General features: G+C 54.9%; 13 protein-coding genes and 1 pseudogene. 9 read left to right on the top strand and 5 right to left on the bottom strand.

The window, feature by feature from the left end; genetic code table 11:
- Positions 1-110: 110 nt before the first annotated feature.
- The 5 genes from ACR0CG_RS11805 to ACR0CG_RS11785 form a co-directional block, all read right to left on the bottom strand.
- A complete protein-coding gene (locus ACR0CG_RS11805; protein WP_480525061.1) occupies positions 111-686 on the bottom strand; it encodes an AAA family ATPase in 576 nt (191 codons plus the stop codon).
- A complete protein-coding gene (locus ACR0CG_RS11800; protein WP_480525059.1) occupies positions 679-1,128 on the bottom strand; it encodes a toprim domain-containing protein in 450 nt (149 codons plus the stop codon). Before ACR0CG_RS11800 ends, ACR0CG_RS11805 begins: the two co-directional genes overlap by 8 nt.
- Positions 1,129-1,396: 268 nt before the next feature.
- The gene (locus ACR0CG_RS11795) at positions 1,397-1,555 is read right to left on the bottom strand and encodes a primase-helicase zinc-binding domain-containing protein (RefSeq protein ID WP_480525057.1); all 159 of its coding nucleotides are present in this window, start codon (positions 1,553-1,555) and stop codon (positions 1,397-1,399) included.
- 777 nt (positions 1,556-2,332) lie between these two features.
- Entirely contained in the window at positions 2,333-3,631 is a 1,299-nt protein-coding gene (locus ACR0CG_RS11790) for a nucleotide disphospho-sugar-binding domain-containing protein (protein ID WP_480525055.1), read from the bottom strand.
- Positions 3,632-3,635: 4 nt separating this feature from the next.
- Positions 3,636-4,754 (bottom strand): GntR family transcriptional regulator, encoded by a 1,119-nt coding sequence (locus ACR0CG_RS11785; protein WP_480525053.1) that lies wholly within the window; start codon positions 4,752-4,754, stop codon positions 3,636-3,638.
- Between ACR0CG_RS11785 and ACR0CG_RS11780 the strand changes: the two genes are divergently transcribed.
- The 9 genes and pseudogenes from ACR0CG_RS11780 to ACR0CG_RS11740 all read left to right on the top strand — a co-directional run.
- The gene (locus ACR0CG_RS11780) at positions 4,738-5,808 is read left to right on the top strand and encodes a polyamine ABC transporter substrate-binding protein (RefSeq protein ID WP_480525051.1); all 1,071 of its coding nucleotides are present in this window, start codon (positions 4,738-4,740) and stop codon (positions 5,806-5,808) included. The genes ACR0CG_RS11785 and ACR0CG_RS11780 overlap by 17 nt on opposite strands.
- 78 nt (positions 5,809-5,886) lie before the next feature.
- Entirely contained in the window at positions 5,887-6,741 is an 855-nt protein-coding gene (locus tag ACR0CG_RS11775) for an ABC transporter permease (RefSeq protein WP_480525049.1), read from the top strand.
- Positions 6,741-7,523 carry an ABC transporter permease gene (locus ACR0CG_RS11770; protein ID WP_480525047.1) on the top strand — a complete coding sequence of 261 codons (783 nt, stop codon included), beginning with the start codon at positions 6,741-6,743 and terminating at the stop codon, positions 7,521-7,523. The genes ACR0CG_RS11775 and ACR0CG_RS11770 overlap by 1 nt, the downstream gene beginning before the upstream one ends.
- Before the next feature lie 44 nt (positions 7,524-7,567).
- Entirely contained in the window at positions 7,568-8,581 is a 1,014-nt protein-coding gene (locus tag ACR0CG_RS11765) for an ABC transporter ATP-binding protein (RefSeq protein ID WP_480525045.1), read from the top strand.
- Between the two features lie 24 nt (positions 8,582-8,605).
- Entirely contained in the window at positions 8,606-9,892 is a 1,287-nt protein-coding gene (locus tag ACR0CG_RS11760) for a glycosyltransferase (protein ID WP_480525044.1), read from the top strand.
- A complete protein-coding gene (locus ACR0CG_RS11755; RefSeq protein WP_480525042.1) occupies positions 9,889-10,254 on the top strand; it encodes a cupin domain-containing protein in 366 nt (121 codons plus the stop codon). The genes ACR0CG_RS11760 and ACR0CG_RS11755 overlap by 4 nt, the downstream gene beginning before the upstream one ends.
- Positions 10,251-10,595 (top strand): cupin domain-containing protein, encoded by a 345-nt coding sequence (locus ACR0CG_RS11750; protein WP_480525040.1) that lies wholly within the window; start codon positions 10,251-10,253, stop codon positions 10,593-10,595. Before ACR0CG_RS11755 ends, ACR0CG_RS11750 begins: the two co-directional genes overlap by 4 nt.
- Positions 10,596-10,629: 34 nt before the next feature.
- Entirely contained in the window at positions 10,630-12,147 is a 1,518-nt protein-coding gene (locus ACR0CG_RS11745; protein WP_480525038.1) for an aldehyde dehydrogenase family protein, read from the top strand.
- Positions 12,148-12,210: 63 nt separating this feature from the next.
- Positions 12,211-12,402, top strand: a pseudogene (locus ACR0CG_RS11740) (transposase); the annotation flags it as partial.
- Positions 12,403-12,492: the final 90 nt, after the last annotated feature.

The raw sequence follows: 12,492 nt of genomic DNA, 5'->3' as shown, positions 1-12,492 counted from the left end.
GACCGTTGAAAACACCGTGATGGGCAAGGTTGGGTAGAAAGCTACCGGGGCAAAAGGTACAGGATCAGCGAATTTTGAGCCTCCCCAACTGAACTGGTCCGCCGATATGTTTAGGAAACGGAGGACCAGTTCAGTTGCCCTGCCTCACAAAAAGAGCTGCGATAATCTTCCAAGAACTTCAGGGTGTGGGTGTTGCTGTTCATTTCCATACCTTCAGTCAGGCCCATGAAAACTGACAGTGTGTCGATAATCACCAGCTCAAAGTCACCGCCCATGAGCCTCATCTCTCTGGTAATCTGTTCCGGGGAGTGAATGCCTGTGAGATTGGACATGGTGTCTTCCAAGTCTTCTGGATTAAGCACCAGATACAAGGTTGCTGCCCACAGCTTTTCCAGTGTTTCGTTTGGATTTTCACCAAGGCACAAAACGACCTTGTACTTGCGATTGTTTCCTATGCCGAGATGGTCAATCCCTGTGGCTGCACATATGGCAAGCATCAGGACAAAGGCTGTTTTGCCTGTGCCAGTCAGTGCCGTGATGGTGTAGAAACCGCCAGCCGAAGTACCGAGAAAACCCATCTTTGGGGCCTTGCGATTTGCCCAAAGCTCCGAGTGTTTCAGAGCGTATTGCTCGGTGGGGATTTGAGCGACCTTCAGCTCTTCCATATCTTTCGGCATGTCAGCCATTGGCCATTTCCTTTTTCAGTCGGATGGCCAACTCATCCGGGTCTTCCCCTTCGTTACTGGATTTGTAAATTTTGACTTCGATGCCCCTCTTAATCAGGCGCTCACCGCACGCTCTGGCTGCATCCAGTCCTGGCTCATCTGCATCCGAAACAATGGTCACAGCATTCAGGTAAGCAGGCGGCTCAAAGTTCTTCATAAACATGGTGCCAGTGACTGCCCACACGGGCCTGTGGTGCCAATAGTCAGCGACAGCGAGAGCGGCTTCCACACCCTCGGCAATCGTCAGGCCGTGGCTCACATGCTCAAACGGATCAAGCATGATGGCCGTGCCACCTGTTGGAATTCCTGAGAGGGAAAGCTTGGGCAGTTTTTTCAGCTTCCCTGTTTTCATGTCAGGCAACCGAAGCCGCCCGCCCTCCTCAGCAATGAAGGTGCGCTGCATGGAAACAGGCTCATTGGTACGGGTGTCGCGCTGTCTGGCGTACAGGACGTGGCGCACAGCACCAGCAAACCATTCCCGCCCATATCGCAGGGCATTGGTTTGAGATGCCAGCTCACCCCATACGCCGCGACGTTCCAGATACAGCTGAACCGGTGTGTCATGAATCCGAGCCAGGTTAGGATACGTCATAGAGTACCCTGCAAGCTTCCTTCATGACGGAGACACAGCCTGCATCCACCATGAGTTGGGCCAGGTCACGGGTTTCACTTCACCTCCGGCAAAAGTACCGGACGCGACCATCTCGCCGCGGGAACCAGTTGAAACGATCGTCACCACCGCATACGGGGCAAGGCCCACCTTGTCCCAATCTCTCAGGTATGGCGAGGCCGTAGCGATCACGCAGGAACGTGTTCGCCAAGCCGTTCATCCTGAACACAAGGGTGCGAAGGCTTGGCTTTCCTCTTTGTTAGGACCACCATATCTGGTAGGTTCGGAATGCTTAACGGCAATCTGACGCTGATCCCCTGTGACTTGCTTTGCCTCAGTTGTAGGGGTTCGCTTTTCTGGGGCTTGAGCCGCAGAAGCAGCGGCCAGTGCAGCCGCGCTTGGCTTATATACTTTCCGCATCTCATACCATCTCCTGCTGAACCAGGCTGGCATTCATGATCATGGCATTCATCGCAGCCACACGAAGATCGCTGTGCACAATGCAGAGTTGACCTCTGCATTGTGCAGTCACCACATAGATTTGGCGTTAGTTGGACCTCTTTGTGGACTATTGTGCGGTTGTGGCTTCTTTGCCCACACAGCAAACTACTGTGCTTCAGACGATGGTTGCTCCGTCCGCAACTCGGTCATTGATGCGCTGCGCAACGAACAACCGCTCAGAGCCGATATTGTTGAAAAACTCGAGAATTCGGCCCACTCGCTTTTTCGCCTATTTCCATCGCGCCAGCAATGTTGACGCCACTTGCCCAGAGAAGGCCATGACAGCCTCGCACATCGCGGAACCAATGCTTTGGCCGACCCCCTGGCCAAAAACTTCAACCGCCTCTCAATGGGTAATTTTTTACAGGTTTTGGCCAAAACTGGAGTTTTTCAACAATATCGGCCCAAAACCGACACTTTAGGTTCAGTGATTTAGAGTTAGTTGCGATGTACCCTTCCATCCTTCCTGTCAAAACGGATGACCGACGAGAATAAACTAGATTCGGTTAGGTTTTACACAATCCAGAATTTTTTGAGCAGCTAACTGAACCGACTTTCTCAACTGCATGCTCTCTGAGCTCGCAGCCAGCCGGGCCTTCATCTCCGCGTCCCCAAGTAGTTGGTTAATCGCACTCTCCAATTGCTCCGGTGTCCAATCCCATCGGTTTAGCCTGAGGCCGACACAGGTATCAACTGCCCGCTGGGCGTTGTCATGTCCGTCCCAGCAATAGGGGAGGATCAGCGACGGAGCCCCGAAGTACAGTGCTTCGCAAAAGCTGTTGTTGCCGCCGTGGTGAATAAAAAGATCGCATTGTTCAACCACGGAAGGCTGCGGGAACCATTCCTGCAGGTGAACATTGTCTGGCACTCTGGAATAGGCATCGATCTGGGCGCCGACATTGATCAGAAAACGCATGTCCATTGTCTTGAATACGTCGAACAGGCTTTCAAAGAATGAGACATCCATGGCACCGAGGCTGCCAAAACTCACGTACACCAGAGGCCCTTCGTTACGGGGCATCTGAGGTACACGATAGGGACCTTCCTGGCGCACGCAGCCTTCGAGAAAGGTGAATTGTCTCGGGTCCGGCGCCTGCTCACGATCATGGCGAATGATAGACGGCGCCAAAAGAAGGTTTTGATGCGGTGATGTTTCCAGGAACTCACCTTCAGGCAATAGCTTAAGCCCGCGATCCTGGCGAAATTTGTTGTAGCGAGCATGAAGTGGGCCAAGGGTCTCCAGGTACTGGCCGCGGAATGTCGCGCACCCGGCAACGTCAGATGCCGGCAGGCCGGACAGGTACGGCGGTAGGCACTTGTCTGGCAACTCGGTTTCCGCGCAAGAAATGACCCTGACCCATGGGCACTCGGAGCGTACGATAGCAGGGAACATGATCACGTTGTCGAGGACGACGACATCCGGGTTGATACGCTCTAGCGCGGATTCCAACCCCTGTTCGACCGCTTCCGCTGTCTCGACGATTGCGTTCCAAACGGGCTCTACATAGGTGGCCAGTTGGTCAGTTGGGTGCATGTTAAAATGCGGCAGATGATGGCTTAGGAATTCCTGCCAGTAGGTCTGGGTTTCTTCTTCTGTCAACTCTGACTGAACAGGGACAGCGAATTCGTCAAAACCGTAGTCTGCGAATACGCCACCAAAGCCGCCGTGGGTCAGGAAAACGGGGTGTGCACCCATAGCGCGAAGTTCCTGAGCGATCCCCACACAATTCAGTGCAGCCCCAAAACTAGCTTCGGGGAAAAACGCGATTACGGGTGCTTCCTTGCGGTTCATCATTCACTCACCGGATTGACCCGCGGGTTGCTTGGACTAGCGCCGGAGCACCACGATTGGCTACGCTGGGCCTTTGGTGCATTGAAAGCCGCAAATGTACCCTCATCTGATCCGCCGCAAGATCGAAATAACCCTGTTCGATGAAATCAAGTATACGCAGATGTTCATCGAGCGCCTGCCGCATCCGAAAGTCGATCATACCGAATGATCCGCCTGGCAGGTGGCGCAACCCATGATGGGCCATGAGAGCAGAAGCTAGATACTGGTTTCCGGACGATCGAGCGATGAGCTTGTGAAAGGCAAGGTCCGCGTCTTGGAAATCCTGGCTATTGAAAGAGTTTTCCGACTGCGCCAGAAGCGCTTCGGTCTGGCTGCGGACCAGATCGGCGCGCTTGGTGTCCAACTTAAAACCGTCGGACAGAATGGCCTGCGGTTCAAGTATCAGACGAAATTCGTAGCTCTCTATTCGTCCGGAGCGGTCTCCCGGCATGCGCGTGAAAACCCAGGATTGACCTTCGGCTTTCTGAATCACACCTTGGGCCAGGAGGGCTTCGAGCCCACGCTGTGCAGCGCTGCGGGAAACCGAATATCTGCGGATCAGGTCTGTGACATTGATGGCACCGTCCAGGCGTCGGGCGCCGCGATCTCGTAGGATGGCACCAGCGAGATCCACACCTGCTCCGATCGCATGTTGGTTGAGTATCGAATGCCCCTTTTCGGGTTCGCATTCTAGGACAAACCCGCCTTCTGCCGCTTTGCGTGCCATCCCCTCCTTTTCCAGTAGCCTCAATGCGGATCTAACCGGAGTGCGAGAGACGCTGCACGAATCAGCAAGGGTTTTCTCCACCAGTCTGTCGCCCTGATGCAAATCGAGATCCAACGCAACATCCAGTATTTTTTGAGCAAGTTTCAAGTGTTTGCTTGGTGACATAAGAAGACGGCTTTCGTCATACTTAATTAATATACAATAAAAACGGTACCTTAAATGGCTTCGCCGGGCCATACAAAAATGATTCAAAAAATTGTTGAGTTTTATTTCGTCAAAAAATACCGTGATTGCATCATATATCTCGCCCCAGAAGCGAGCGCGGATGTCAAGGGAGGAAGACATGACCAACAAGTTCACCAATTCGTTCCGTTTGCCATTTGCTTGGCTCACCGCCGGGGCGGCCTGCGCACTCAGCGTATTCGCCGGAGCGGCCCAAGCAGAAAAAATCGTGATCTCGAACTGGGACGGCTACATGCCGCCGGACCTGCTGGAGAATTTCACCAAGGAAACCGGTATCGAGGCCGAGCTCTCGGTGCATGGCACCAACGAAGAAATCATGGGCAAGGTCGTAGCCGGTGGAGGCAAGGGCTACGACGTTCTTTTCGTCTCGTCGCCTTTTGCCGAGGCGTTAAACAACCTGGGGCTGGTGGCTGCAATCGACCACGACAAGGTTCCGAATGCCTCCAACCTGTATGACGAAGCGAAAGAACTAGCCCATGATCCGGGCAACAACTATTCAATGCCATACGCTTGGGGCACGACGGGCTTATGCTACCGGTCAGACCTGATGGCAGAGCCAACTTCGTGGAATGATCTGCTCAAACCCTCTGACGACCTTAAAGGCAAAGTGACAATGCTCTCGACGGATCGCTGGCTGATGGGGGCTGCTGCGCTAGCCCTCGGAAAGTCGCTGAACGATACGTCGGATGAGACGTTGGCGGCTGCAAAGGACCTGCTGGTCGCGGCGAAGCAGGATCTGCTGGCCTACGACGACGCAACTTTTTATCTGAAGTTGGTATCGGGCGAGGCAACCATGGTTCACGCCTGGGATGGCTGGTGTAACTACGGCATCGGTGAAAACGCGGACATCAAGTACACGATACCATCAGAAGGATCGGATCTGTGGGTAGATGCGCTAGTCATCACAGATGCATCTGAAAACAAAGACGCGGCGCATGCCTTTGTAAACTATGTCTTGGGGGCGGATGTCGGTGTCTGGGTTGCCAGCAATATCCTTTACAAAACGCCGAACAAGGCTGCGATGGAGGCGCTGGACCCGTCGTTGATCGGCACCTTCCCGAACATGGGAATGTCGCCTGCAGATCTTACCAAGTACGAGCAGCTGCGCGATCTCGGCGAGGGCCAAAAACCTTTTGCTCGGACCGTGACCGAAATCATGGCCGCACAGTAAGTGATCGAACCCTGAGCAAAACCCGACCCGAACAAAGGGTCGGGCCTGTACGACATCACTCCACAGATTGCCAAGTATATGACCAATCGACTGAAATCGGTGATCTTGCTGGGGCCGGGCCTGGGCTGGCTTGCGCTTCTTATGGTGGTTCCGTGTGGTCTTATTTTTACCTATGCGTTCTTTGAACGCGGTATCTATGGCGGCATCGACCACGTCTTTACGTTTGAAAATTTTGTGCGGGCCGCCGATCCTCTTTACCTCGGGATCTTCTTGCGCTCGGCCAAGATCGCATTTCTGGCCACGATAATCGCGATCCTGATCGCCTATCCGGCGGCCTATGCCATCACGCTGGCGCCGCGCCGTTGGCAGACTGGTTTGCTGATCTTGGTGATCCTGCCGTTCTGGTCCAACTACCTAATACGCACTTACGCCTGGATCGTGATGCTTAACCGCGAGGGCTTGATCAATAATACTCTCCAGGGGGCAGGTTTGATCGATGAGCCGCTGTCTCTGCTTTATAACAATTTCGCGGTGATCGTTGGGCTTGTCTACAACTACACCCCCTTTGTGGTTCTGGCGATCTATTCATCGCTGAACCGCATAAGTGTCGAAACCATAGAAGCCTCGGAAGATCTTGGAGCGCCCGCTTGGACCACTTTCTACCGGGTGATACTGCCACAGACCGTTCCCGGCATTGCGGCAGGTGGTGTCTTTGTTTTTGTGCTGTCGATCGGCAATTTCATTACGCCCGATTTGCTTGGTGGCGGGCGACTTCAGATGGTTGGAAACCTGATCTATGACCAGTTCTTGAGCGCCCGCGACTGGCCGTTCGGAGCAACGTTGTCGATGTTCCTGATTGCGATCATGATGGGGCTACTGTTCGCACAGGCGGTATTGGCCAATCGCGCAGCGGGACAGAGAGGGCAGGACTGATGCGGGGCCGATCCAACATGGGCCTGAAGCTGCACCTGGTTTTGTTTTACACCTTTCTCTATGTGCCGATCCTTGTGCTCATGGCGCTAAGCTTTAACCGGGCCGGACTTCCAACTGTATGGACCGGGTTTTCGTTGGAATGGTACGGCAAGTTGTTTACCGCGGATCCAATACTGTCGGCAGCGCGCAACACGCTAATCGTGGCCTTAATCTCGACCGTTCTGGCGACAATAATCGGCACGCTTTTGGCGGTCGGTGTCGAGACACGGCGTAATTCTTCAGTTCTAGACGCGGTTCTGTTCGCACCGATGATCATCCCCGACATAGTTCTGGCCATCGCGCTCTTGTCCTTTTTCACCCTACTCAACATGACGCTGGGGCTTCATTCGATCATCCTCAGCCATGTCGTATTTAACATAGCCTTTGTTGTCGCCGTGGTACGAACGCGGATGCGCAATTTCGACCATTCGATACTTGAGGCCAGTGCCGACCTTGGGGCCAGCGAATTCACCACCTTTCGCCGCATTCTGCTGCCCGCCATCGCGCCGGGGGTTATCGCCGGGGCGCTGTTGTCTTTTACCCTGTCTGTGGACGAATTCATTATTGCCTTCTTCACCGCAGGTGCTGGGCAATCCTCGACCACGTTGCCGATGCAGATTTACGCAATGATCCGATTTGGCGTTACGCCGGAAATCAACGCGATGGCTACCATCGTCATGTTCGTTTCGTTCACGCTGGTCTTCTTCGCGCAGCGTGCCGACAAAGAGGTTTTCAGCCGATGAGCCAAGGGATTCAACTCAGGAATATAACCAAGCGATACGGTTTGGTGACTGCGATCGACAACGTTTCACTGAATATTCGCGATAACGAGTTCTTTGCACTTCTGGGCCCATCGGGCTGCGGCAAGACCACATTGTTGCGGACGCTGGCGGGGTTCGAAACACCACAGGAAGGACAGGTAATAGTTGCCGGGCAGGACGTGACAAACATACGCCCCAGCAGGCGGCCCCTGAACCTGATGTTCCAGTCATATGCCTTGTTTCCGCACATGAGCGTCGAAAAAAACATCGCCTATGGGTTAGAGATGGAGAGATTGCCCAAGGAAGAAATCGCCATGCGGGTGGCCGAGGTTCTGGAAAGCGCGAAGCTTTCAGGCTTTGCTGGACGCAAGCCGGATCAGCTTTCCGGTGGGCAGCGACAGCGGGTCGCTTTGGCGCGCGCGCTGGTCAAAAGGCCAAAGGTCCTGCTGTTAGATGAGCCCCTTTCGGCTCTGGACAAGAAGCTGCGAGAAGAGATGCAGTTGGAACTCAAACGGTTGCAGCACGAGGTGGGGATTACATTTCTGATTGTGACTCATGACCAGGAAGAGGCTTTAGTCATGGCCGACCGGATCGCGGTCTTGCATGATGGCAAGCTGGCGCAGGTCGGTACTCCTCACGAGCTCTACGAACACCCCGGATCGCGCTTTGTTGCAGATTTTGTCGGCGTGATGAACTTTCTGGATGGTAACGCCGTCGACGGCGGTGTCGATGTCGACGGGGCGGGGGTGCTGAGGGGCGTTTCCGAGCTGCGCGGTGCTGCCACGATTGCTGTGCGCCCGGAACGGGTCAGCCTGATGCAGACCGCCCCTCAAGATGGGCGCAACTGCCTTCCCGGCACTGTCGAAGAAGTCGCCTATCACGGGTCAGACCTGGGTGTGCATGTGCGCGTTCGCGGCGGGAGGAGCACCCTTTCCGCCCGCGTTCCTGCCAGCCAAGCCGACCGTGAAAATATCCAGCCGGGTCAGGATGTCCACTGCGTATGGGACGCGAAACATTCCCGCATCCTTCCCAACTGCTAAGCCAAATCTAACCGGAGACCTACAATGTCACAGAAAACCATCGCCTTCTTCCCCGAAGCTGCCTTTGGCCCTGCGCTGAATTCGGTTGGCATCGCGCAGGCCTGCGAGAAACTGGGCCATAAGGCTGTATTTCTAAGCGATCCCGGCTTTGTCGAGGTATATGAAGGTTATGGGTTTGAGGCGCATCCTGTTGCCCTGTCCGAGCCGATGGAACCCGAGGCGATGGCAAAGTTCTGGGAGGATTTCATCAACGGTCACATCCCAAATTTTCGCAAAGCCCCGATTGACCAGATCGATAACTACGTCAAGGATTGCTGGGAGGCGATCGTCGACAGCGCAAAATGGGCGCAAAAAGATCTGCCCGAGGTATTGGCAAAAATCAAACCAGATATGATCTGCGTGGATAATGTTATTATGTTCCCAGCCATCAAGCAGTTCGGCGTACCGTGGGTGCGGATCATCTCATGTTCCGAAAACGAAATCCCGGACCCGATTGTGCCGCCGCACTTATCGGGCTGCCGGGTGGATGACCGCGAGGGCATGGAGGCCTATGAGGCAAAGTTCCACGATATGATCAAGCCGATCCACAACGACTACAATGCGTTCCTAGCCAGATGCAACGAAGACGCCTATCCGATTGGAGAGTTTTTCGAAGCGTCGCCCACAATGAACCTTCTGCTTTATCCCGAGCCGGCAAAGTACGAACGGCAGAACCCACTGGACCCAAACCGGTTTCAGTATCTTGAAGGTTGCGTGCGCGAAGAAGAACCCTTTGAGGTGCCAACGTTTAAGTCCAACAATGACAAACCACTTCTCTATGTATCTTTCGGGTCGCTTGGCGCAGGCGACACCGACCTGCTAAAGAGGATCATTTCGACCATTTCCAGGTTGCCCTACCGGGCGCTCGTAAATGTCGGGGATTATATTGACGAATACACAGACATTCCCGACAACGTGCACATACAGAGCTGGTATCCCCAGCCTTCGGTAATTCCGCAGGTTGACGCGGTGATACATCATGGCGGTAACAACTCGTTCACAGAGTGCCTATATTTCGGCAAAGCAGCAATCATTATGCCCTATGTCTGGGACGGCCACGATAACGCCACCCGTGTTCAGGAAACCGGCCACGGGTTCGGGTTTCACCGATACGACTGGACCGATGATGAATTGGCTATTGCCCTCGACAAATGTATCAACGATCCAGGAATGCAGGCGAAGATGGCGGCAACCTCTGCTCACATGCAGTCACGGCATGGCCCGACCAAGGCAGCTGGCATTCTCGACGAAATCCTGAAAGCCGCGGAATGAGCAGCGCCCCGCATCTTTCGGAAATCTCGACCCGCACCGACCTCACGGACTGGGGGCTACAGCCGGACATGATTGAAAGCCAGTCGCATTCATCGGGTATGCTGGTTCACAAGGGTCCTGACAACCGGCCGGAGATCGGCGTATGGGTCTGTACTCCAGGCCGCTGGCGCCTAACGATACCGCGTGACGAGTTCTGCTATTTTGTGCAGGGCCGCGCGGTCTATCGGTCGGATGCAGGCGAAAGCATCGAAGTTACGCCCGGAACGGCCGTACTATTCCTCGCCGGTTGGGTAGGGGAATGCACGGTCGAGGAAACATTGCGCAACACCTACTACCTAACGGATCGCGAACCTGAAACATGACCACGCCACGTATGCAAAACCCGCTCCAGCAGACTGATCTTGTCGATTGGGGGGTAATCCCGACGATGATTGAAGGGCAATCCCGCACCTCGGGAAAGCTGATCCACAAGGGGCCTGACGGCCAGTCCGAATGCGGCCTTTGGGTCTGCACTCCCGGTAAGTGGGAATGTCACGTCACCAAGGACGAGTTCTGCCACTTTCTGGAAGGCCGCTGTACCTATGTCCATGAAAGCGGCGAGGTAATTGAGATTACGCCCGATACTGCGGCCTTTTTTCCGCAGGACTGGAAAGGCGTTTGCTCTGTCCACGAGACGGTCAAGAAAGTGTACATGATCCGCTAACGGCGCAATGCCTGTCAAACAAGGGGGCTGCCAAATGCGTGACCCGTTCAAACCCACCTACTACCTCAACCCCAAGCATGTGCCACTGGAGGGTGGTGGGACCACTCTGGTCAACCCGTCTACCTTGCAGCCCGTCGGGGTTTTTGGTGAGCCGTCGCCGCAGATCGTGAACCAGGTTCTGGACCGGGTCAATGCGGCGCAAAGGAAGTGGTCTGCGATGGACTGCAAATCTCGCGCGCGGGTATTGCACCAGATCGCCAACGACATCGAAAGCGGCGACATGACTGAGATCGCCCGCTTGATGACATTGGAAACGGGCAAACCTTACCCTGAATCGATCGGCGAGATTGCGAACATCCCGCCGGTTTTCCGCTATTATGCCGAGATGGCGCGCAATGACGCGGGCAAGATCGCCGGCACGATGCAAACTGGATCATTTCAGTATCAGACATACGAGCCCTACGGCGTGTCCGTGCATGTGGTTCCGTACAATTTCCCCCTCATTCTTGGCTGCTGGTCGATGGCCGCATCACTTGCGGCAGGTAACGGTGTAGTGTTGAAAGCCTCACCCGCAGGAACTTTGTGCACGATGGCGTTCATGGAGTTTTTTCGGGCGTTGCCCCAAGACCTGATTGCTTGCCTGCCGGGTGGTGCAGACGTGGGCAAACAGCTGATTGCCAGCCCCAAAACCCATGTGGTCGCTTTTACAGGGTCCGTGCCGACAGGTCGTGCAGTCGCAGTGGCCGCAGCAGAGAATCTAAAACCCGCAGTGATCGAGGCTGGGGGAAGCGATCCACTGATCGTCAGTAAACACGCCGACATCGCGGTCGCTGCTGCCGGGGCGGTTACCGCTGCATTTTTGCAGTCGGGCCAGGTTTGTACATCGTCTGAACGGATTTTTGTAGTGGATGACGTGTACGACGATTTTGTCGATGAATTCGTGACCCGAACCCGGAAACTGCGCATCGGCGACGGAATGGGGGTGGCGGAAATCGGACCTTTGGTCTCCGAGGAGGCACGCGACAAGGTCGAGCGGCTGGTGCGTGATGCAACTGAGAAAGGCGCGGTGGTTGAGGTAGGAGGCGGTACCCCGGATCACGCCGGGCCGGGTTGGTTTTTCGAACCAACGATCCTGACCGGCGTGACGACGGACATGGCGCTAACTCAGGAAGAGGTCTTTGGGCCAGTCGCCTCGGTCATTCGGGTGAGCGACTTTGACCAAGCGCTTGAACTGGCAAACGCGTCACAATTCGGTCTTGGCGGATGCCTGTTTACCGGCGACTTGGACGAGGCATTTCAAGGGGTGAACAAGCTACAGGTGGGGATGGTCTGGGTCAACAACCCGCTCGTGGACAACGATGCCTTGCCTTTTGGCGGCGTCAAGAATTCTGGGCTTGGGCGCACGCTAGGCCTTCAAGGCCTCGAGGCTTTCAGACGGCCCAAGATGGTCATGATTGATCCGAAGGCGAAGGAGGCGGACTGGTGGTATCCATATCCCGACGACTGGTTCTATTCAGATGACGTACAGGGCGGGAGAAAGCACATCGGCTAGGCTCGGGACCCATTGATTTCCGCTTGGCCGCGTGATTCACGGTTCGGAAAACGAGTGGTGAACATGTCTGATCTTTACTGGCTAACGGACGCGCAAATGGCACGTCTTGAGCCCTTTTTCCCCAAGTCCCACGGCAAACAACGCGTTGACGATCGACGTGTATTGAGAGGTATTATCTTCATCAATCGCAATGGCCTAAGGTGGCGCGACGCCCCAGCGGCATACGGGCCGCACAAGACGCTCTACAATCGTTGGTGTCCGTCGTCAGGGATTTTGGGACAGATGGCGCTCTGATCTAAGAGAGGATGTGGCTCATCTGGTTGGTTTGATTATGCGGCGGATTTG

The sequence above is a fragment of the Ruegeria sp. AB8 genome (genome assembly GCF_056542605.1).
This window is presented reverse-complemented; position numbering and strand designations above follow the sequence as displayed.